Here is a 21133-nt window from a genome sequence, read left to right on the forward strand (position 1 = left end):
CGCCGGCGCGCCCAGGGGGACGCGCCGCGATGGCGTGTACGCGGAGCGCGTCCGGCGAGGGCCGGGCGCTCTCAGCTGCCGGCTGGCGGTGGCCGCCGGCGCGGTGGCGGTCACCCGCGCCGCCGTCGGGAAGGCCTCCCGAGGGTCACGTCCACAGCACGGCGATGAAGATGTTCACCATGGTCAGCAGGCCCACCAGGCCGAAGGCGCCGTTCTCCACCTTCTCGTCGTCCCGTTTCACATAGACGAGTCCGAGGATCACGATCAGCAGCGCGAGCTTCACGCCGATCTTGACGGTGTTGACGTGGTGGTCGTCGGCCTCGTTGAGGCCGACCAGGATCACACCCGTCGCGAGCATGGTGAACGCGCCGTGCAGCATCCCGGGGACGAACCGGGCCGCGCCCTGGCCCATCGCCTTCATCTGCGTGAGGAAGCCGCCGAGGAGCGCGGCGATGCCGATGATGTGCAGGCCGACGAAGAGATGGATGAGTACGCCCATGGCCCCGGAGCCTAATCAGGGTCCCCCGGAGCACCGGGCACCGGCCCCTCCCTCGGCGCCCGCCGCCACCCGCCCCACGGCATCGCATATATGCACCCCATAGCACCCCGCGCGCCCCGCTCGCCCCGGAACCGCCACTTCGGTCATCCCGCCCCGTGAAGCCGACGGCTCCGGACCGGAATCCCGGTCACATACCGTCGGGTAGCGATCCGGTCACACCAATTCCGTGCATCGCGTTACCAGGCCGACACACTCCGGCCTAGCGTCCTCCCCCAGGTGACCGACTCCCCACCGCCGCCCGGGCCAGGGGCGGCAGTCGGACACCACCGCCGAGAAAGTCCGGCGGCGGCCCGCTCCCCTGTGCGGGCCGCCGCCGGACGCGCAATCCGCACCGCCGCGGCCCGTATGCGCGCTCCCCCTGGCGTGCGTACGGACGACCCGGCGGTCGTACGAAAGGACGTGACCAGTCCAGGTGGCAGCGCACCGCAAGCCCCGACAGCGCTCGCTCAGCGGCACTACGGCCCGCACGGCCGCCACCCTCGCCCTGGCGGGCGCGGCCACCGCGACGGGCTTCGAAGGGACCGGACACGCCGAGCCGCAACTGACACCGGCGCAGGTGAAGGCCAAGGTGGACCAGCTGTACCAGGAGGCCGAGGCGGCCACCGAGAAGTACGACGGGACAAAGGAGAAGGCCGACACGGCCCAGCGACGGCTCATGGCGCTCCAGGACGAGACCGCCCGCAAGCAGGAGAAGCTCAATTCCGCGCGGGACGCCCTCGGCCTGGCAGCGGCCGCGCAGTACCGCGACGGCGGTATCGATCCGGCGTGGCAGCTGGCGCTCTCCAGCGATCCGGACCGCTACCTGGACAACGCCGCGCTCGCCGAACGGGCCGGTGCCGCGCAGGCCGGCGCGGTGGCGCGGGTGCGCCGGCAACTGCGGGAGATCGAGCAGTTGCGCGGCGCGGCGCACGTCGAGCTGGCCTCGCTGCGGTCCCGGCAGGCCGAGCTGAAGCAGCAGCAGGCCACGGTCACCGGCAAGCTCGACGAGGCCCGGCAGCTGCTGGACCGGCTCTCGCCCCGGCAGCGGGCGGCGGTCACGGCGGACGGCGCCTCTTCACGCGCGTCCCGCTCGGCCACCGAGGGCCGCGCTCCCCTGGCCGCGGGCGGTGCCACGGCCTCCGACTCCCGTGCCGCGGCCGCCGTGGCGTACGCCTACTCCAAGCTCGGCAGCCCCTACATCTGGGGCGCGACCGGCCCCGACGCCTTCGACTGCTCGGGACTCGCCCAGGCCGCCTACCGCTCCGCCGGCGTCTCCATCCCCCGCACCACCTACTCCCAGATCAACGCCGGCCGCCGCGTCTCCCGCTCCGAACTCCAACCCGGCGACCTGGTGTTCTTCTACTCGGGCATCAGCCACGTCGGCATCTACATCGGGAACGGCCAGATGATCCACGCCCCCAATCCGTCGGCCCCGGTGCGGATCGCGCCCATCGACGAGATGCCGTTCGCCGGGGCGACACGGGTCGTGTGAACCCCGTCGGGCCGGCCTCCGCGGGCATCCGAACGGCCCCGCCGCCTCAGACCAGGCGGCGCGCGGTCGCCCAGCGGGTCAGCTCATGCCGGTTGGACAGCTGCAGCTTCCGCAGTACCGCCGACACATGGGACTCGACCGTCTTGACGGAGATGAACAGCTGCTTGGCGATCTCCTTGTAGGCGTAGCCACGCGCGATCAGGCGCAGGACCTCGCGTTCGCGCTGGGTGAGGCGGTCGAGGTCCTCGTCGACCGGCGGGGCGTCGGTGGAGGCGAAGGCGTCCAGGACGAACCCGGCCAGTCGCGGGGAGAAGACGGCGTCGCCCTCCTGCACCCGGAAGATCGAGTCGACCAGGTCGGTGCCGGTGATCGTCTTGGTGACGTAGCCGCGGGCGCCGCCGCGGATCACGCCGATCACGTCCTCGGCGGCGTCCGACACGGACAGCGCGAGGAAGCGCACCGGCCGTTCGGCGTCCGCCGTCAACGCGGCGCACCGGCGCAGCACTTCGACCCCGCCGCCGCCCGGCAGGTGCACATCGAGGAGGACCACCTCGGGCCGGGTCGCGGTGATCACCGAGACCGCCTGGTCGACGTCGGCGGCCTCGCCGACCACCTCGACACCGGTCTGCTCGGTCTGGCCGATCTCGGCCTGGACACCGGTACGGAACATCCGGTGGTCGTCGACGAGGACCACGCGCACCCGACGCCCGGCCTTCTCCGTGCCTTCCGCCGGGCCGTTCGCCTCGGTCGCGTCGCTCATGACGTCTTCTCCGCCCTCTCCATCTCCAACTCGACCTCCGTGCCGCCGCCCGGCACGGACCGCAGCCGTGCCGTGCCGCCGTGCCGCTCCATACGGCCGATGATCGATTCTCTGACACCCATGCGGTCGGCGGGTATCGAGTCGAGGTCGAAGCCGGGACCGCGGTCACGGACGGACACGAAGACCGTCCTGCCCTCGACTTCGGCGTAGACCTGGACGGCGCCGCCCTCGCCACCGTACTTGGCGGCGTTGACCATCGCCTCGCGCGCGGCCTGCATCTGCGCGGCCGTCCGCTCGTCGAGCACGCAGTCGCCGACCACCACGACCTCGATGGGGACGCCGTGCTTGTCCTCGACCTCCGCGGCGCTTCGCCGGACCGCCTCCGCGAGGGTGGCGGGCTCGTCGGACTCCTCCTTGCCGCTGCCCTCGGGCTTGTAGAGCCAGGTGCGCAGGTCACGCTCCTGGGCGCGGGCGAGGCGGCGCACCTCGTTCGCGTTCTCCGCGTTGCGCTGGATCAGGGTCAGGGTGTGCAGCACGGAGTCGTGGACGTGGGCGGCGACCTCGGCGCGCTCCTGGGCGCGGATACGCATCAGCCGCTCCTCGGAGAGGTCCTGGGTCATCCGCACGAGATACGGCCCGGCGAGCAGTGTGATGCCGACGAGCACGGCGAGCGAGGCCTGGAGCACCGCCCCGATGTGCGCGGCGGAGCCCTGCATGACGAAGACGCCCGAGACGCCCGCGGTGACGAGCAGGACGCCGACGCCCGCGCGCAGCAGCGAGAGCGTGCGGCGCCGGCTGCCGACCTCGACCCACCGGGCCCGGCGGGCGTTGTCCGCCTGGCGCCAGACGAGCGCCACGCCGGCCGCGACCAGGACCGCGGGCAGGAGATAGGCCTTGGCGCCGCTGGTGAGGTTGACGCTGCCCACGAACACCATGGACACGACGACCATGAGGAGCAGCGCGACGATCTGGCCTCTGTCGGGTCTGCGTGCCACGAGTCTGCGGCGGCCGTCCGCCGAGGTCTCGGTGGTGACCAGCGAGGGCGGCTTCTGGCCGCCGACGCCGCCGACGCCGAGGGGTACGAAAAACCAGAACGCGGCATACAGCAGTGCGCCGAGGCCGTTGGCCATGAACAGGCCGACGAAGACGAGCCGCACCCACACCACGGGCAGGCCGAGATGCCCGGCGAGGCCCCGCGCCACCCCACCGAGCCAACGGCCGTCGCTGCTGCGGTAGAGCTTGCGCGGCGGCCGCGGGTCGTCGAGGGGCGCTGCTGCGGCTTCCGGCATGCCATCGATGTTCACACGCCGGAAGTCCCCGGGCATCAGGGTCGGCCCCCGAGACTCCCCTGATCTTCGGATTTCCGCGCGGATCCTGGGATTTCCCCGCGGCGGGCCCGTTCTTCCCACGACAGGCGCCCACGTCCCACGGCACGCGCCCACTTCCGCAGCGCACGCCCTCCTCCCGCGGCACCCCGCTACCCGCCCTCCCCGGACACGCGCCGTCCCCCGCGGGGTCCCCGTTTCCCGCGCTCCGCGGTAGGTCCCCTCTCTCTCCGCCGCTCCGCGGTAGGTCCCCTCCCTCCGCCGCTCCGCGGTAGGTCCCCTCCCTCCGCCGCTCCGCGGTAGGTCCCCTCTCTCCGCCGCTCCGCGGTAGGTCCCCTCTCCCCGCGGCTCCGCAGGTCCCCTCTCTCCGCGGCGAGTCCCCGGGATTCCCCGCGGCGAGTGCCGGAACCGCCGGCGGCGATCGGCCGGGGTCCGTCACCGACGTGCGGTTCGAACGCGTCCCGGCCCGGCCTCGGGGCCGATATCAGGGTTCGGCCAGGGTCATCCCGACTGCCGTTGCGGCGGCTCGGCCGTCACCATTGACTCATGACTGATCACGAGCACGCCGCGACGGGTCCGGGACCCGGCCCCGGCCCGCGGCCCGCCCCGGGCCTCGGGCCGTCGGATGCCGCGCCCGCCGCGACGGAGGCGAGCGGGACGGGCGCCACCGGGACGGAGGGCGACGCCACCGCCGCGGGCGCGGAAGCGGTCGCCGAGGCACTCCCCCGGTTCCGGCGCGACCGCCGGCACAAGATGATCGCCGGCGTGTGCGCGGGGCTCGGGCGCCATACCGACCTGGACCCGGTGATCTTCCGCATCACTCTGGCCGTGCTGGCCGCGACCGGCGGCATCGGTCTCCTCTTCTACGGCTTCGCCTGGCTCTTCGTGCCCTACGAGGACGAGGAGGAGAACGAGGTCCGCAAGCTGCTGACCGGCCGGGTCGACGGGCAGGCCCTGGCGGCCGTGCTGTTCGCGCTGGTCGGCTGCGGAGTGCTGCTGACGATGATCAGGAACGGCGGGGTGCTGGCGTTCGCCGTCGTCCTGTCCGTTCTGCTGGCGGGCGCCGGGTACTGGTCGCGGCGGCGGGACGCCCCGGACCCCGACCCGCTGGCGGCGCAGGCGGTGGCCGACGCCCCTCCCGAGGCCCAGGCACCGCCGGTCTCGATCACCTACCCGTCGTGGTGGCGCGACCCGATCGTCAAGGACGGCACGCACGTCGGAGGCACCGGCTACCTGTGGGGCCCCGGCGACGCCCGCGGCCGGGACGTCCCGGGACTCGACTTCCGGCTGAGCACCCCGTGGGTCCACGGCCAGGACACACGTGCCCGGCAGAGCGCGCCCCCAAGACCGCGCGGACCGCGCTGGATCGGCGGCTGGATCTTCCTGTTCGCCCTGCTGGCGGGCGGCCTGGGCACAGGCCTGACCTGGGACACGCATCCGCTGGGCACCAGCCTCCAGGCCGGTCTGGCCGGCGCGCTGATCGTGTTCGGCCTGGGTACGGCGGTCAGCTCGTTCCTGGGACGCACGGGGGCCGGATCGCTGTTCCTGGCACTCGCCACCGCGGGTCTCCTCGCGGCGGCGACGGCGCTGCCGTCGGACATCAGCACCCACTGGACGCGCGAGAGCTGGACCCCGGCGACGGCGGCGGAGGTGTCGTCGACGTACGACCTCGGGACGGGCGTCGCCACGCTCGACCTGACCCGTATACGCATCGCCCAGGGACAGACGGTGTCGACGGCCGCCGAGGTGGGGGCGGGCCGGCTGAAGATCGTCGTGCCGGCGGACCTGACCGTACGGATGAGCATCGACGTGGGCGTGGGCGACATCCAGTTGCCCGGGGACGACAAGAAGGACGTGGACGTGGAGCCGGGCAAGCACAAGGACGTGACGCTGCGGCCGACGGGCGGAGCGAAGAACACGGGCGCGCTCGACCTGGATCTCCAGGTCGGCGCGGGACAGGTGGAGGTGAGCCGTGCTGCGGCATGAGTTCCAGCCCGGGCGGCTGATCGTGGGCGTCTTCCTCACGGCGGCGGGAATCGCCTACGCCGGTGACGCGGGGGGCCTGTGGACGACCGAGTGGTTCGCGGTCATCCCCGTGATGGTGGTCGGCCTCTTCCTGGCAGGCGTCACCGCGGCCCTGACCCGGGCGATACGCAGGCGCCGCCGCGCACCGGAGAACTAGGGGAGTACGAGCCGACGGGGTGCTAGCGCAGGCCCCCGGACCGGTGTCGGCGCCGGGCACGCAGCATCGCGTCCAAGGAGAAGTAGGGGGCGCCGGCCAGGACCAGGGGCAGCCAGGCCATCAGGTAGGCGAGGTCGTTGCCGTAGTAGTACGGGGAGTTGGCCCAGCTGATGGTCAGCCAGAGGCTGAGCGAGATCAGCGCACCGCCGAGGGCGGCCAGGCGGGCCAGCAACCCGAAAAGGGTGCCGAGGCCTACGGCGAGTTCGCCGATGGCGATCGCGGTGCCGAAGCCGACGGGGTTCTTCAGGGCCAGGTCGACCAGGGCCGGGATCGCGGCGGAGTCGCGGACCGCGCGCATGGTGTCACCGATCGAACCGGAGCCGCCGGACTTCAGGAAGGCGCTGTCGGTCAGCTTGTCCAGGCCGGCGTAGATGAAGGTGACGCCGAGGAAGATCCGCAAGGGAAGGAGGGCATAGCGGGTGGCGGTGTCGCGCAGACCGCGATCGCCTTCGAGATACGGGGGGTGCGTGTCCGTACGAATGCCGTGAGTCATCGTCACTAGCCGCCTCTCGCCGCTGTACCCAGAGCCCCTCAACAGACCATACGTACGACAAGGACGACCCGCTCAATCCTCCTCCGGATATTTTTACGAATTTCGGTCGGTCTCCGTCACCCGCCCGCGGGCCGCCTCCCCGGCCCGCCCGCCCGCTGACCTCCTCTCCGGCGCCCCTTACTCCGTCACCTCCACCACACACCGGTTCGTGGCCGCCCCGGCCGCTGTCACCACCTGGATCTCGACGCAGCCGGGTTCCACCTCGGCGGGCACGGGGACGGTGAGGACGCTGTCCGTGGGGTTGCTGAAGCCGCCGGTGACGGGGACCAGGGGCACGTGGACGTTGACCGCGCCGACGCGGACGACCATGCGGGAGAGGCGGTCGGCGGTCTGGGCGCCGGGCGGCACGAAGCCGGTGCCGCGGATCTCGATATCGTCGCCCGTACGGATGGGCGCGTCCAGGTCACCGGCCTCGCGGGCGCGGACGACGGAGAGGATGACCGGACGGCCGCCCTCGGCGTACTTGCCGGCGAGGTAGGTCGCGGCGGAGATCAGGACCACCGTCGCGAGGCCCCAGGGGAGGTCCGGGAGCTGGTCGGGGCGGCGGGCGAGGCGTACGGCGGCGAAGACGAGGGCGACGGCGCTGATCACGACGTACTGGATGTCGGCGAAGGTGCCCCGGCCGGAGTCGTCGGTGAGCAGGTCGGCCGCGCGGGGGCGGTGCGCGCGCACCTTCTGCAGGCGCTGGCCAAGGATGCGCAGGCCGACCACCCGGCGCACCAGGACGGCGATGCCGCAGACCACGGCCAGGACGGTCACCACACCGGCGCCGCGGGCGAGATCGAGGCCTGAGATGAGGGCGTCCCGGTCGGCGGGAGAGGAGGCGACGGCCAGACGGCAGGCCAGGACGAGTACGGCGTAGGCGACGAAGAGGACCCAGGAGGCGGCCACGGTGCGGGAGGTGGACATGCGGTTGTCCTCGCCGATCACGGGGGCGAGCACTCCGCCGCGCGAGCGGTGGAACCAGGAGGCGGCGGTCAGCGTGAGGGCCACGGCCACGGCGGCGACCAGTCCGGCGGTGCGGGCGCTGGTCCAGCCGGCGCCGATCGCGGTCAGGGACTGGGCGAGCAGCATGATCACGACGGCCGCCCAGACCGTGCACGCGGTGCGCAGCCAGAGCCGGGCCAGCCAGGCCTCGCCCTCGGCCCGGCCGCGTTCGGCGACCACCTCGGCGGACTGGGAGAGTTCCTCGGAGACCCACTGGCGGGAGGCGGAGGCGGAGTGGGCCACCGCCGCGGGCAGCCCCTGTCCGGCCGCGAACTCCTCGCGTTTGACGAGGAATTCGGCGACCGCCCGCCGGTGCCCCTCGCGTGCCCCGTGCGGACAGTCCCCGCACGCGCACCCGCCCCCGTGGACACCCGAACCGGCACCCTGCCTCGCCTCCTGCACCGCCACGCCCGACGCCCGCCTTCCCCACGCCCGGGGCACGACGCGCAGGGCCCTCCCCGGGGCCGGACGACGCCGTGCAACTCCCTTGTGTCGAGAGCGAATTGTGCCCTACGCCACGCTGTTCGCGTTCAGTAGGTTGGTCACGACGGGTGAAGGTACGGCCGACCGGTTGACCCGGCTGCGAGAATTCCCCCATGGCCGAGATCATCCAGCGGGACGGGACCTGGGCCTTCGACGGCAGCACGGTCCGGATCACGCCGGGACGCCATCGCTCCGTGCCGCTGTTCCGGCAGACGTACGGGGAGATCGCCGTACCGCTGGAGGCGGTGTCGGGGGTGGTGTACGAGCCGGAGCGCAAGCGCGGGCGGCTGCGGATGCGGCTGCGCGAGGGCGCGGATCCACTGCTGCAGGCGACGGGCGGGCGACTGCCGGAAGGAGCGGATCCGTATCTGCTCACGGTGGACGGGGACCGCTCCGGGGTGGCGGAGTACGTCGTGGCGGAGATCCGGCAGTCGCTGCTGCTGGACCAGGTCCCCACGGAGCCGGCGAAGGCGTATCTGCTGCCGGGGCCGCCGGTGCCGGTGTCGGTGCGCTCCTCGGACGGCACGGTGTCGTTCGACGGCACGCAGGTGCGGATCGACTGGGCCGACACCTCCGACCGGGTCAAGCGGGCGACCGGGCCGCGCATCATCGGCATCGGCGACCTGGTGCAGGTGGAGTGGCTGCCCAACTCCGGCTACGAGGACGGCTTTCTGCGGTTCGTCACCCGGGAGACAGTGTTCTCGAAGCTGCCGGCGGAACGCGACCCCTACGCCCTGGACCTGTGGGGCAGTGTCCGCCGCGATCTGCTGACGGCGCTGGTCGCGGCGGCGGTCACGGCCCGGCTGCCGCATCCCTCGACCCGTGCGGGCGCGGAGTACGCCGACCGGGACCGGCCCCCGGCGGCCGTGCCGCGCCATTCGGCCGACCATCACGACATACTGCTGCGCAGGCTGCGGGAGTTGGGCGAGCTGCACCGGGACGGGGTCCTCACGGACGAGGAGTTCGCGCTCACGAAGGCGGCCGTGCTCAGGAGCTTCTGAGACCGCCAGGGCCTGTCTGACCATTCCCGTCGTCGCCCGGAGGGCGGCCTCGCGGCGTCAGGTGCGTGCTCTGGGGGTCCCCCGGCCGGAGGCTGGGGGAGCGCCGGGCCCAGGCCCTCGTACTGGACGTACTTGGGTCTGCGCCCGGTGCGGCGGGTGGGGGTACCTCCCACGCCCTTAAGGAAGTGGGGGGGTGCATGGCGTCGCGAGGCAGACGGGAATGGTCAGACAGGCCGCTAGCTCAGCAGGTCCGGTTCAGAGCGGCTGATGTCCTGCCACAGGGGCTGGTAGTTGATCCAGGCCACCAGGTCGCCGCCGAGCTGTTCGCGGGTGGCGACGGCGAGTTTGTGGTCGATGAGCAGCGGGCGGCCGGCGGCTTTGGCGGTCAGCTGGACCTGCGCGGACTTCTCCATCGACAGGAACCACCAGGCGGCCGCGTCCACCGAGTCGCCGACCGTCAGCAGCCCGTGGTTGCGCAGCACCAGTGCCTTGCGGGAGCCGAGGGCGCCGGCGATCCGGCGGCCCTCCTCGGCGTCCACGGCGACCCCGGTGTAGGCGTCGTAGAGGGCGTGGTCCTCGTAGAAGGCGCAGCTCTCCTGGCTGATCGGGTCGAGCAGGTCACCAAGGGCGGACAGGGCGCGGCCGTGCACGGAGTGGCAGTGGGCGACGGCGACGACGTCCGGGCGGGCCGCGTGCACCTGGGCATGGACGGTGAAGGCGGCCTGGTTGACGTGGTAGCGGCCCTCGATCACCTGGCCGTCCTGGTTGGCCAGGACGAGGTCGCTGACGGTGACGTGCTTGAACGGCATGCCGAACGGGTTGACCCAGAAACAGTTCGAGTACTCGGGGTCGCGGGCGGTGATGTGCCCGGACACCCCGTCCTCGAGCCCGGCCCGGCCGAAGATCCGCAGCGCGCCCGCGAGCCGTTCCTTGCGATGCCGGCGCTCTTCGTCGAGCGAATCGTGCATCGGCGGCATCGCGAACCGGAGCTGATCGGTGGGCAGCGGCAGGGGCGGAGTCGGCCCGTGCATAGGTCCTCCAGCACTGGGTTTGTGTTACGGGCGGAAGTTACCGTCGGTCAGCGCAGGAAAACAGAGCTGTTCTGTAAAGATGACGCGCGCGAGCAAATCACGACAGAAGATGTCGGGTATCGGCACCACACTGGCTCGTATGACACGTACAGCCGCCGCGAGCGGAACAGCCGGCACCGACTGGGCGGCCTTCGTCGCCGCCGCGCCCGACCTCGCGCGCACCGTCGAGGAACGCTTCGCCGCCCACCGCCACCACGTCCTGGCCACCCTCCGCAAGGACGGCTCCCCCCGCACCTCGGGCCTGGAGGTCCGCTTCCTGGCCGGCGAGGTCTGGTTCGGCATGATGCCGGACTCGGTGAAGGCGCTCGACCTGCTGCGCGACCCGCGGTTCGCGCTTCAGGCCAATCCGGGGACCGGCACCGACATGGGCGGCGGGGACGTACGGATCGCCGGACGGGCGTACGAGGTCGTGGATGCGGCGGTGAAGGGGGCGTACACGCAAGAGGTGGAACCGCCGGAGCCGTTCCACCTCTTCCGTACCGAGCTGACGGAGGTCGTACGGACCCGCGTCGAGGACGACACCTACCTGGTCGTCGAGATCTGGCGGCCCGGTGAGCCCCTGCGCACCGTCAGGCGCAGGTAGGGCCTACCCGCCTACTCCCACTCGATGGTGCCCGGCGGCTTCGAGGTGACGTCGAGGACGACCCGGTTGACGTCCCTGACCTCGTTGGTGATCCGGGTGGAGATCTTCGCGAGGACGTCGTACGGCAGGCGCGACCAGTCGGCCGTCATGGCGTCCTCGGAGGAGACCGGGCGCAGCACGATCGGGTGACCGTAGGTGCGGCCGTCGCCCTGGACGCCGACCGAGCGGACGTCCGCGAGCAGGACCACCGGGCACTGCCAGATGTCGCGGTCGAGGCCGGCCGCGGTCAGCTCCTCGCGGGCGATGGCGTCGGCCTCGCGGAGCAGGTCGAGGCGGTCCTTGGTCACCTCGCCGACGATCCGGATCCCGAGACCGGGGCCGGGGAACGGCTGGCGCTGGACGATCTCCTCCGGCAGGCCGAGCTCCTGGCCGACCATCCGGACCTCGTCCTTGAACAGCTTGCGGAGCGGCTCGACGAGCTTGAACTCCAGGTCCTCGGGGAGGCCGCCGACGTTGTGGTGGGACTTGATGTTCGCGGTGCCGGTGCCGCCGCCGGACTCGACGACGTCCGGGTAGAGCGTGCCCTGCACCAGGAACGCGACCTCGGGGCCCTCGTCCGCGATGATCTCGGCCTGGGCCTGCTCGAAGACCCGGATGAACTCGCGGCCGATGATCTTCCGCTTCTGCTCCGGGTCGGAGACACCGGCGAGGGCCTTCAGGAACCGGTCCTCCGCGTCCACGACCTTGAGCTGGACGCCGGTCGCGGCCACGAAGTCCTTCTCGACCTGCTCGGTCTCGCCCTTGCGCATCAGGCCGTGGTCGACGTAGACGCAGGTCAGCTGGGCGCCGATGGCCTTCTGGACGAGGGCGGCGGCCACCGCGGAGTCGACGCCGCCGGACAGACCGCAGATGGCGCGCTTGTCGCCGACCAGCTCGCGGATCGCGGTGACCTGCTCCTCGATGACGTTGCCGGTGGTCCAGGAGGGCGTGAGCCCGGCGCCGCGGTACAGGAAGTGCTCCAGGACCTGCTGGCCGTGCGTGGAGTGCATGACCTCGGGGTGGTACTGGACTCCGTAGAGCTTCTTCTCGTCGTTCTCGAAGGCGGCGACCGGGACGACGTCCGTGGACGCGGTCACGGCGAAGCCCTCGGGGGCGGCCGAGCAGGCGTCGCCGTGCGACATCCACACGTGCTGCTCGTCCGGGGTGCCCTCGAAGAGGGTGGAGGCCGGCCTGGAGACGTGCAGGTCGGTACGGCCGTACTCGCGGGCTCCGGTGTTGTCCACCGTGCCGCCGAGGGACTGGGCCATCAGCTGGAAGCCGTAGCACATGCCGAAGACGGGGACGCCGGCCTCGAAGAGCGCGCGGTCCAGGCGGGGGGCGCCCTCCTCGTACACGGACGAGGGGCCGCCGGAGAGGATGATCGCCGCCGGGTTCTTGGCGAGCATCTCGGCGACCGGCATGGTGCTCGGCACGATCTCGCTGTAGACCCGGGCCTCGCGGACGCGACGGGCGATGAGCTGGGCGTACTGCGCGCCGAAGTCGACGACCAGGACGGTGTCGGGGGTGGCGGCAGCGGGAGTCGCTGATGACACGGGGTGCCTTCCGGCGGTGGGGCGGGGGTCTGTGGTTACCAATTCTAACGGGCGGGCGCGGGACACCCCCACGAGGTGATGTGACATACTCGCCGCCATGCTCACGCAGACGACCTTCCTCTTTACCTATGGCAACCGGCCCGCCGGCTGCCATGGTCGTCACGCTTGAGCAACTGACAAGCGACTTCCCCAGGCGCCCCGGGCCGACAAGGTCCGGGGCGCCTGGTGTTTCTCCGGATCGTGTCGGCCCGGGGGGTCTCCCGAGAACGACGAGAACGACGAGAACGAGGAGCACCCGACATGACCGCCAGCCCCACCGAGCAGCACGTCAGCCCCGCCGAGAAGACCGGTGCCCGTACCGCCGAGGCCGCCGACGTGATCACCGGTGCGCGGGAGCGCATCGACGCGCTCGACGACCGGATCATCGGCCTGATCCAGGAACGGATGGCGGTCTCCGCCGTCATCCAGGAGGCCCGGATCACCTCCGGCGGCCGCCGGGTGAACCTGTCCCGCGAGATGGAGGTCCTCGGCCACTACAGCGAGGCGCTCGGCAGGCCGGGCACCTCCCTCGCCATGACACTCCTCGAACTGTGCCGCGGGCGCATCTGAGTGGTCGCATCCGCGCGGTCGCATCCGCGCGGTCGCATCCGAGTCGGGCGGATCTGAGTTCGGGGCCTTCTCACCCGTACGGCGCGTGACCGGCACGGGAACCGCTTCGTTGGTGGGGTGTCCGTGCCAGCCAGGGGCGGGCCCGAAAGAACCACGCGTGGCTCACTGGAGCGATGAGGCGTACGGATCATGCCGTGCGCCGTGGGACCTCGTTCCAGTCACGTGACCGGACGGCAGGGGACAGCAGCCCGGTCACACCAGAGACGGCCGGCTCCGGGGACGCCCGGGGCCGACCGGCGGAAAATTGCAAAAATGCACAAGGGCTGGGTCAAACGGTTGCGGAGGCCGCGTGCATCCAGCACGATGCCTAGAAGGCCCCAAGGCCTTCACAGCTTCCAAGTCCCAGTTCAGGCAACGGTATTGCCGTGTGCCGACCGTCCGTCAAAGGTCGAGACCCGCCGTACGCCCCGAGTGCGCTGGGGCGCCGACCCGGGGCACGGACGGTGGCACAGGGCACAGAGACCAGCGGCGCAACCCCCCGGCGCCGCTCCCCGGCACCGGCGCTGCCCTGACGTCGGTGCTGACGGAAGAAGGGCCCCGCGGCTCCGTCCCGCGGGGCCCTTCGCCTGCCCGCGGGCACCGGCAGGCACCCACAGGCACCCACAGGCACCCACAGGCACCCACAGGCACCCACAGGCAGGTGTACGGCTAGGTACGGCTCACCGTGCCGCACCCCTCCGGCTCGGTCCCGAGTTTCCGGCTGCGGTCGTACGGGTCGACCGACGGGCCGGTCGGGGCGGCGCTGCCCGTCGGCGCCTGGGACGGGAACTGCGGGTGCAGATAACCGTCGTAGATGTCGCAGGCCGAGTTGCCGGCGTCCTGGACGTAGCTCAGCAGGGACAGGCGGCCGGGGGTGACCTGGTAGTGCGCGGGGTCGGAGAGCTCGGTGTCGATCACCCGGCGCACGATGGTGCGGGCGACCTCGGTGGAGCCGTCGGCACGGACGACCGGGTAGACGAAGGTGAAGTCGGCGTGCACGGCCACGCCCTGGAACTTGCCCTTGGCGAAGGTGATCCGGCCGCGCGTCTTGACGACCTGGCCGGTCAGGTGCACGTCCTCGGGGTCGAAGCGGCTGAAGAGTGACAGCGGGTCGTGGGCCTTGCTCGGTGTGCGCAGTGCGGTGTTGAGGTCGTCGAGCAGGCGGGGCTGCTTGGGGTCGAGCACGGCGAGGGCGGCATCGGGATGCGCGCCCGCCACGACCTCGGGGTCGAGGTTGGCGTCGACCAGCAGCTTCTTGGTCTGCTGGAGGGCCAGTTCGACGCGGTCCCTGGGGATCGAGCCGAGTGCGGTGGCCTTCGGCAGAACGATGCCGTCCGCGCCGTCGGCCCAGCGCAGCGCAGGGGAACCGGCGAACGGGTGGGCGAGGGTGGGGGTGTCGGCGGCGACCGCGGACGGCGGCGCGGTCGGGGCTGCGGTCTCGGCGGGGAGCGGCGAGGTGGCGGTGTCGGTACCGGAGGACGAGCCGAAGGGGTCGCCGGGGATCAGCGAGGGCCGCATGGCCACGACGGCCACGGCGATCGCCACCGGCAGGCCCACGACCGCCCAGATCTTACGGCGCCGGGCGGCCCGCCCCTCCATCTCCCGCCAGGCCGGCCCGGTCCGCCAGCCCTCGGGCTCCTGGCGGCCCTTGAGCCGCTCGGTCACCTCACGGGCGCGGGCGGAGGGCTCCTTCGGAGCGGACTTGCGGATGTCGCGCTCGGTGTCGCGGATGAACTGCTCCCACACCTCATCGGGTATGGAGGAGGACGACGACGGTTCGTCCCCCGACGACTGCTCGGACCGTCTGTCAGACATGACACTCTCTCGTTCGGCCGTTCGACGGGGGCGAGAATAACCATGCGACCCGCCGTGGACATGCCCACCCCCGTGGACGCCCTGAAGTGACGACCGTCACATAAGAATCCCGTGAAGGCGGAGGCAACCATTCACAGGATTCGCGGGTCACTTCACCGGAACCAGCGGTTACATCCGTCTGCCGCACCTTAGTCACGGGGGTCCTCATGAAGCTTCGCCGCGCCATGGCCGCAGCAGCCGCCACGGCTGTCATCGCGCCGGTCGCCCTGCTGTCCGCACCGGCCGCCTTCGCGGACGACGAGCCCTCCACGCCCGCGTCCGAGTCCGCGCCGAGCGAGATACCGAGCGACTCCCCCTCCGCCTCCCCGTCGGACTCCGTCCCGCCGAGCGACAGCGCCTCGGCGTCCGCGTCCGAGTCCGCGTCGGCGTCCGCGTCCGCGTCGCCCAGCGACAGCGCGAGCGCCAGCGCGTCCGCCTCGGCCGAGCCGTCCGAGTCGGCGGAGCCCAGCGAGGACCCGTCCGACCCGGACGTCCCGTACTGCGAGGACCTCGACGAGGACTTCAGCGACGCCAAGGTGTCCGCCGACATCAAGGGCCTGCCCGGCAAGATCGTCGCGGGTGACGGCTTCCACGGCTTCAAGCTGGTCGTCACCAACGAGTCCAAGACCGACATCGAGGGTGTCGCCTTCTACGCCGAGATCGAGAACTACGAGCTCACCGAGTCGAAGTACCTCAGCCCGTACGTCGACCTCGAGTTCAAGAACCCCGACAGCGGCTCCTGGGACCGGATCGGCAGCGACGACTGGGCCGGCGACTACTTCTTCTACGTCGAGAAGCTCAAGTCCGGCGCGAGCAAGTCGGTCGACCTGCGCGTCTCCATCGACGCCAAGGCGCCCGCCGGTGACGCCTACTCCTTCGGCTCCGGCGCCTACCTCGACAAGGTCGACGGCCAGGACTGCATCGCCGAGGGCTGGGCCCAGTACGACTTCACGGTCCTCAAGGCCGGCTCGTCCAACCCGGACCCGGGCACGGCCACGCCGAGCGACGACGGCGGCAAGGACTCCGTGAAGAAGCCGCAGGGCAACGTCTCCGACCTGCCGACCGGCAACCTCGCCGAGACCGGCTCCAGCTCGGCGCTCCCGGTCATCGGCCTCGTCGGCGGGGTCGCCGTCGTGGCGGGTGCCGGCGCGGTGTTCGTGGTGCGGCGCCGGAAGGCCGGGGCGGCCGCATAGCCATGTGAACGAGGTCGCGCGGACCGTCGTCGTACGGCGGCCGCGCACACCGGACGAAGAGGGACCTGGGCTCGGAGGGGGGCGCAGGTCCCTCTTCGGCGTCCGGCTACTTTTTCGGGGGCACGGCCGGCATGCCGAGGAAGGGCAGCCGCAGCGCGCCGAACGCCTCGGCCGGGACCGCGGGGCGGTGCGGCTCGACCGGCCGCAGGCGCTCGTACGCCTCGCCCTGCCGTGGCCGCGGGTCCGCCTCACCCTTGTTGGGCCAGCACGACATCGCGCGCTCGGCCTGCGCGGTGATGGTGAGGGACGGGTTCACGCCCAGGTTCGCGGAGACGGCGGCGCCGTCCACGACCGAGATGCCCGGGTGGCCGTAGAGCCGGTGGTACGGGTCGATGACCCCGGTCTCGCGGGAGTCGCCGATCGGGCAGCCGCCGAGGAAGTGCGCGGTGAGCGGGGTGCCCATCAGCTCGCCGACGTTGCTGCCGGCGAAGCCGTTGATCTCGGCGGCGAGCACGGTGGCGGCCTCCGAGGCGGCCTTGATCTGCTTGGGGTTGGGGGCGCCGTGGCCCTGGCGGGCGGTGAGCAGGCCCTTGCCGACGCCGTCCGGTTTCAGGTACGTCGTCAGCGAGTTGTCCAGCGACTGCATCACCAGGCCGATGATGGTCCGCTCCGACCAGCGCCGGCTGGAGAGCGAGCGCAGCACGAGGAGGGGGTGGCGGGCCGCGTTCGCCAGCCAGCCGAGGACGCGGGAGGAGCCCTCCGCGTACGGCACCTGGAGGATGGACAGGCCGCCCATCGCGTTGGAGCCCTTGCCGTAGCGGACCGGCTCGATGTGCGTGTTCTCGTCCGGGTGGATGGACGAGGTGATCGCGACGCCCCTGGTGAAGTCGGCCTTCGGGGAGCCGTGGGCCCTGCGGTAGCGGCGGTCGTCGGTCTGGGCACCGACCAGGGCCTCGGAGTTGGTACGGGTGAGGTCGCCCAGCCGGTCGGAGAGGTACGGCAGTTGGCCGCCGGCCTTCATGCGGTGCAGGAGGGTCTGGGTGCCGTAGGTGCCGGCGGCGATGACGACGCGACGGGCCTTGAAGATCCGGCCCTTCGCCTTCTTGTCGTCGGTGGGGAGGGTGGCGACCGCGTAGCCGCCCTGGGAGTCGTCGGTGACGGAGACCACGGTGGTCATGGCGTGCACGACCGCGCCCGCCTGTTCGGCGAGGTGCAGGTAGTTCTCGTTCAGGGTGTTCTTCGCACCGTGCCGGCAACCGGTCATGCACTCGCCGCACTCGGTGCAGGCGTTGCGGGCGGGGCCGGCGCCGCCGAAGTAGGGGTCGGCGACCTGGTCGCCGGGCGCGGCCTTCGCCTCGCCGTCGGCGTCCCTGCCGTCGCCGAAGAAGACGCCGACGGGCGCGAGATGGAAGGTGTCGCCGACGCCGAGCTTCTCCGCCGTCGCCTTCAGGTGGACGTCGGAGGGGGTCATCGTCGGGTTGAGTCGTACGCCGAGCATGCGCTGCGCCTGGTCATAGTACGGCGTCAGCTCGTCCTGCCAGTCCGTGATGTCACGCCACTGGGGGTCGTCGAAGAAGGCCTTCGGGGGGACGTAGAGGGTGTTGGCGTAGTTGAGCGAGCCGCCGCCGACGCCTGCGCCGGCCAGCACCATGACGTTGCCGAGGAGATGGATGCGCTGGATGCCGTAGCAGCCGAGTGCGGGGGCCCAGAGGTAGTTCTTGAGGTCCCAGGAGTTCTTGGGGAGGGTGGCGCGGGTGAAGCGTCGGCCGGCTTCCAGGACGCCGACTTTGTAGCCCTTTTCTGTGAGGCGCAGGGCGGTTACGGAGCCGCCGAAGCCGGAGCCGACGACGATGACGTCGTAGTCGTAGGTGTCCTGGGGCACGGGTGCTCCTCGTTGAGTTTCGCGTGCGGGTGGATCGTGGTTGCTCGCGCCCACGCGGCGGAGCCGCACATCACATACAGCCCCGCGCCCCCGAAGGAGACGGGTCGGCTATCGCAGCCTCAGTGCCTTCATCACCCGGAGGCTGGTGGTCATGAACTGGGCGTACTTCTCGTCGTCCATGCCCAGTGAGGGGGCCATGGGAAGAAGCCGCTGCTGCGCCACGGTCTGCGCCTCGGTGTACTTGAGGATGCCCTCCGAGCCGTGCCGGCGCCCGAGGCCCGAGTCCTTCATGCCGCCCATCGGGGACTGGACGCTGCCGTAGGCGGGGGCGTAGCCCTCGTTGACGTTGACCGTGCCGGTCCGCAGGCGGGCGGCGACCTCGCGGCCGTGGCCGCCGTTCTTCGTCCAGACCGAGGAGTTCAGGCCGTACGGGGTCGCGTTGGCGTGCTCGATGGCCTCCTCCTCCGTCTTGAAGCGGTAGAGGGAGACGACCGGGCCGAAGGTCTCCTCCGTGCAGACGGCCATCGCGTCCTCGACGCCGTCGAGGATGGTCGGCTCGTAGAAGTAGGGGCCGATGTCGGGGCGGGCGGTGCCGCCGGCGACGACCGTCGCGCCCTTCTCCACGGCCTCCGCCACATGCCGCGTGACCGTCTCCAGCTGGCGCTCCCCGACCAGGGATCCCATGTCCGCGCCGTACGCGAGGGACCGGCCCAGGCGCATGGCCTTGGTGCGGGCGGCGAAGCGCTCGACGAAGGCGTCGGCTATCGACTCGTGGACGTACAGCCGCTCGATGGAGATGCAGAGCTGGCCGGCCGAGGAGAAGCAGGCACGGACCGCGCCGGCGGCCGCCTTCTCGATGTCGGCGTCCGCGAGGACCAGCATGGCGTTCTTGCCGCCGAGTTCGAGGGAGACGCCGACGAGCCGGGCGGCGGCGCCCTGGGCGACCTCGCGGCCGGTGCGGGTGGAGCCGGTGAAGGAGACGTAGTCGGCGTGCCTGACGACCTCGGGACCGACGACCGGGCCCTCGCCGAGGACGACCTGGAAGACGTCGGCGGGCAACCCGGCCTCGATGAGGATGTCGCGGGCCCACAGGGCGGTCAGGCAGGTCTCGGTGTCCGGCTTCATGACGACCGCGTTGCCCGCGACGAAGGCGGGGAGCGCGTCGCCGACGGAGAGTTCGAGGGGGTAGTTCCAGGGGGCGATCTGGCCCACCACGCCCCGCGGGTGGCGCAGTTCGGTGACCTTGGTGAGGGTGGGCATGGCGCCGGCGTGCCTCTTCGGCCTCAGGTAGGAGGGGGCCTTGCGGCCGTAGTGGCGGGCCGCGACGGCGACGGCCTGCACCTCCTCGTGCGCGTGCAGCCGGGCCTTGCCGGTCTCCAGCTGGATGAGGTCGAGGACCTCCGCCTGCCGGGCCAGGACCAGGTCGTGGAAGCGGAGCAGGACGGCCGCGCGCTGCCGTACCGGCACCTTCGCCCACACGGCCTGTGCGGCGCGGGCCGCGTCGAAGGCCTTGGCCACGTCCTCGGGGGTGGACTCCGGCAGGTCGGCCAGCTTCTCGCCGGTGAAGGGCGTGTGGTTGGCCGTGCGTCCGGAGCCGGCGACGCCCTTGGTGAGCTGGGCGACCAGCTCGGGCGTGACCACGTCGGCGGCGGTTCGGGCCCCTGCGGGGGCGGGGGCGAGCGGGTTCGTGCCGGTGGTGGCCGGTGCGGGGGCCGGGGCCTGCGAGTCCGTCATGAGCCGCAGGGTATTCGGGAGCGGGGCCTTTGGGTACCCGTGGGTAACCCGGATTCACCGAGTGCACACATCGCGCCAGTGTTCACTGGCGGGGAATGTGCTGATCAGGAGGCCGGACGGGGACGATCAGCGCCGGTCAGCCGCGTTCCGGCTTTTTGGCGAGCAGGAGGCCGAGCGCGGCGAAAGGGGTGAGGCGGCGGGGCTCGGGGGCCGCCGGGGGCGGTGCGGCCGGGGGCGGCGACTGTGCCGGCGCGGTGGGCTCCGTGACCCACTTCGGCAGGGCCTCCCCCGCGACCTCGGCGAGGACCTCGGCGGCCTCCGGGGCGGTCGGCCGGGCCTCCGGGTCGAGGGCAAGGAGTCTCTCCAGGAGTGGGCCGAGGGGACCGGCGTCCGGCCCGGTGGCCGCCCGCAGCAGCGCGCCCAGGGACCACAGGTCGGAGGCGGGACCGGCGCCGCGCCCCGCGGCACACTCGGGAGCGACGAAGCCACCGAAACCGCCGGAGCCGTCACCGCCGCCCACGCCCTCACCGTCGCCGCCGTCGCCGCCGCCGCCGTCGCCGCCGTCGCCGTCGCCGTCGCCGCCGCCGCCCTCACCGCCGCCGTCGCCGGAACCGGTGTGCCCCTGCTGCCCCGCGCCGATACCGAAGTCGGTCAGCACGACCCGCTCGCCCCCGGCCTCCAGGAGAACGTTGGACGGCTTGAGGTCACGGTGCACGATGCCGACACAGTGGGCGGCATGCAGGGCACCGAGCACGGCGAGCCCGATCCGGGCCGCTTCGGCGGGTGCCAGCGGGCCGTGCGCGGCGAGGGCCTCCTGGAGGGACTCACCCACCACCAACTCCATGACGACCCAGGGCAGTTCGCCTTCAAGGAGTACGTCGTGAATGGCGACGGCGGCCGGATGGTCGACGCGGGCGGCGGCGCGGGCCTCGTGCAGCAGGCGGTGTGCGGCGCGCTGCCGCTCCTCGTCGTCCGGCTCGCCGGTCAGACGCGGCTCCTTGACGGCGACCTGCCGCCCGTCCTGCTCGTCCCGGGCGCGCCACACGGTGCCGGACGGCCCGGAGCCGATGCGCTCGGCGAGCCGGTAGCGCCCACCGATCAGACGTTCCTCGACCGGCCGTTCGCCGTCTTCACTCATGGCACATGAGTACCTTGCGCACCATGCCCTTGTCGAA

Annotated in this window: 18 protein-coding genes; 7 read left to right on the forward strand and 11 right to left on the reverse strand. The window is 72.0% G+C overall.

Features of this window, described 5'->3' with window-relative positions:
- Nucleotides 1-145: 145 nt before the first annotated feature.
- The gene (locus tag AB0N16_RS08905) at nucleotides 146-499 is read right to left on the reverse strand and encodes a hypothetical protein (RefSeq protein WP_365794596.1); all 354 of its coding nucleotides are present in this window, start codon (nucleotides 497-499) and stop codon (nucleotides 146-148) included.
- A gap of 472 nt (nucleotides 500-971) precedes the next feature.
- Here AB0N16_RS08905 and AB0N16_RS08910 point away from each other — a divergent pair, with 472 nt between their 5' ends.
- Entirely contained in the window at nucleotides 972-2030 is a 1059-nt protein-coding gene (locus AB0N16_RS08910) for an NlpC/P60 family protein (RefSeq protein ID WP_365794598.1), read from the forward strand.
- A gap of 46 nt (nucleotides 2031-2076) precedes the next feature.
- Here AB0N16_RS08910 and AB0N16_RS08915 read toward each other — a convergent pair whose 3' ends face one another.
- Both AB0N16_RS08915 and AB0N16_RS08920 read right to left on the reverse strand, forming a co-directional pair.
- Entirely contained in the window at nucleotides 2077-2790 is a 714-nt protein-coding gene (locus tag AB0N16_RS08915) for a response regulator transcription factor (protein WP_365794600.1), read from the reverse strand.
- A complete protein-coding gene (locus AB0N16_RS08920) occupies nucleotides 2787-4079 on the reverse strand; it encodes a PspC domain-containing protein (RefSeq protein ID WP_365794602.1) in 1293 nt (430 codons plus the stop codon). Before AB0N16_RS08920 ends, AB0N16_RS08915 begins: the two co-directional genes overlap by 4 nt.
- 582 nt (nucleotides 4080-4661) lie before the next feature.
- On the opposite strand from AB0N16_RS08920, the gene AB0N16_RS08925 reads away from it, so the two are divergent.
- Nucleotides 4662-6101, forward strand: a complete 1440-nt coding sequence (locus tag AB0N16_RS08925) for a PspC domain-containing protein (RefSeq protein WP_365794604.1) — start codon at nucleotides 4662-4664, stop codon at nucleotides 6099-6101.
- Nucleotides 6088-6297, forward strand: a complete 210-nt coding sequence (locus AB0N16_RS08930; RefSeq protein WP_365794606.1) for a hypothetical protein — start codon at nucleotides 6088-6090, stop codon at nucleotides 6295-6297. Before AB0N16_RS08925 ends, AB0N16_RS08930 begins: the two co-directional genes overlap by 14 nt.
- 22 nt (nucleotides 6298-6319) lie before the next feature.
- Here AB0N16_RS08930 and AB0N16_RS08935 read toward each other — a convergent pair whose 3' ends face one another.
- Together AB0N16_RS08935 and AB0N16_RS08940 are read right to left on the reverse strand one after the other, a co-directional pair.
- A complete protein-coding gene (locus tag AB0N16_RS08935; RefSeq protein WP_365794608.1) occupies nucleotides 6320-6850 on the reverse strand; it encodes a DoxX family protein in 531 nt (176 codons plus the stop codon).
- Nucleotides 6851-7027: 177 nt separating this feature from the next.
- Nucleotides 7028-8305, reverse strand: a complete 1278-nt coding sequence (locus AB0N16_RS08940; protein ID WP_365794610.1) for a hypothetical protein — start codon at nucleotides 8303-8305, stop codon at nucleotides 7028-7030.
- A 188-nt stretch (nucleotides 8306-8493) separates the two neighbouring features.
- Here AB0N16_RS08940 and AB0N16_RS08945 point away from each other — a divergent pair, with 188 nt between their 5' ends.
- The gene (locus AB0N16_RS08945) at nucleotides 8494-9381 is read left to right on the forward strand and encodes a DUF4429 domain-containing protein (RefSeq protein ID WP_365794612.1); all 888 of its coding nucleotides are present in this window, start codon (nucleotides 8494-8496) and stop codon (nucleotides 9379-9381) included.
- A 236-nt stretch (nucleotides 9382-9617) separates the two neighbouring features.
- On the opposite strand, the gene AB0N16_RS08950 is transcribed toward AB0N16_RS08945, so the two are convergent.
- Nucleotides 9618-10412 (reverse strand): class II aldolase/adducin family protein, encoded by a 795-nt coding sequence (locus AB0N16_RS08950; protein WP_365794614.1) that lies wholly within the window; start codon nucleotides 10410-10412, stop codon nucleotides 9618-9620.
- Between the two features lie 139 nt (nucleotides 10413-10551).
- Between AB0N16_RS08950 and AB0N16_RS08955 the strand changes: the two genes are divergently transcribed.
- Nucleotides 10552-11055 (forward strand): pyridoxamine 5'-phosphate oxidase family protein, encoded by a 504-nt coding sequence (locus tag AB0N16_RS08955; protein ID WP_365794616.1) that lies wholly within the window; start codon nucleotides 10552-10554, stop codon nucleotides 11053-11055.
- Between the two features lie 11 nt (nucleotides 11056-11066).
- Here the strand turns inward: AB0N16_RS08955 and guaA are convergent, their stop codons facing one another.
- Entirely contained in the window at nucleotides 11067-12647 is a 1581-nt protein-coding gene (gene guaA, locus AB0N16_RS08960) for a glutamine-hydrolyzing GMP synthase (RefSeq protein WP_365794618.1), read from the reverse strand.
- 300 nt (nucleotides 12648-12947) lie between these two features.
- On the opposite strand from guaA, the gene AB0N16_RS08965 reads away from it, so the two are divergent.
- Nucleotides 12948-13256 carry a chorismate mutase gene (locus AB0N16_RS08965; RefSeq protein ID WP_365794620.1) on the forward strand — a complete coding sequence of 103 codons (309 nt, stop codon included), beginning with the start codon at nucleotides 12948-12950 and terminating at the stop codon, nucleotides 13254-13256.
- 708 nt (nucleotides 13257-13964) lie between these two features.
- Here the strand turns inward: AB0N16_RS08965 and AB0N16_RS08970 are convergent.
- Nucleotides 13965-15110 (reverse strand): hypothetical protein, encoded by a 1146-nt coding sequence (locus AB0N16_RS08970; protein WP_365794622.1) that lies wholly within the window; start codon nucleotides 15108-15110, stop codon nucleotides 13965-13967.
- Nucleotides 15111-15316: 206 nt separating this feature from the next.
- Between AB0N16_RS08970 and AB0N16_RS08975 the strand changes: the two genes are divergently transcribed.
- Nucleotides 15317-16342 (forward strand): LAETG motif-containing sortase-dependent surface protein, encoded by a 1026-nt coding sequence (locus AB0N16_RS08975; RefSeq protein WP_365794624.1) that lies wholly within the window; start codon nucleotides 15317-15319, stop codon nucleotides 16340-16342.
- A gap of 106 nt (nucleotides 16343-16448) precedes the next feature.
- On the opposite strand, the gene AB0N16_RS08980 is transcribed toward AB0N16_RS08975, so the two are convergent.
- The 3 genes from AB0N16_RS08980 to AB0N16_RS08990 all read right to left on the reverse strand — a co-directional run bounded on the left by AB0N16_RS08980 (nucleotide 16449) and on the right by AB0N16_RS08990 (nucleotide 21096).
- Entirely contained in the window at nucleotides 16449-18224 is a 1776-nt protein-coding gene (locus AB0N16_RS08980) for a GMC family oxidoreductase (RefSeq protein WP_365794626.1), read from the reverse strand.
- 108 nt (nucleotides 18225-18332) lie between these two features.
- Nucleotides 18333-19958 carry a succinic semialdehyde dehydrogenase gene (locus tag AB0N16_RS08985; RefSeq protein WP_365794627.1) on the reverse strand — a complete coding sequence of 542 codons (1626 nt, stop codon included), beginning with the start codon at nucleotides 19956-19958 and terminating at the stop codon, nucleotides 18333-18335.
- A 136-nt stretch (nucleotides 19959-20094) separates the two neighbouring features.
- The gene (locus AB0N16_RS08990) at nucleotides 20095-21096 is read right to left on the reverse strand and encodes a serine/threonine-protein kinase (protein ID WP_365794629.1); all 1002 of its coding nucleotides are present in this window, start codon (nucleotides 21094-21096) and stop codon (nucleotides 20095-20097) included.
- Nucleotides 21097-21133: the final 37 nt, after the last annotated feature.

The sequence above is a fragment of the Streptomyces sp. NPDC051105 genome (genome assembly GCF_040682795.1).
Lineage (GTDB): Bacteria > Actinomycetota > Actinomycetes > Streptomycetales > Streptomycetaceae > Streptomyces.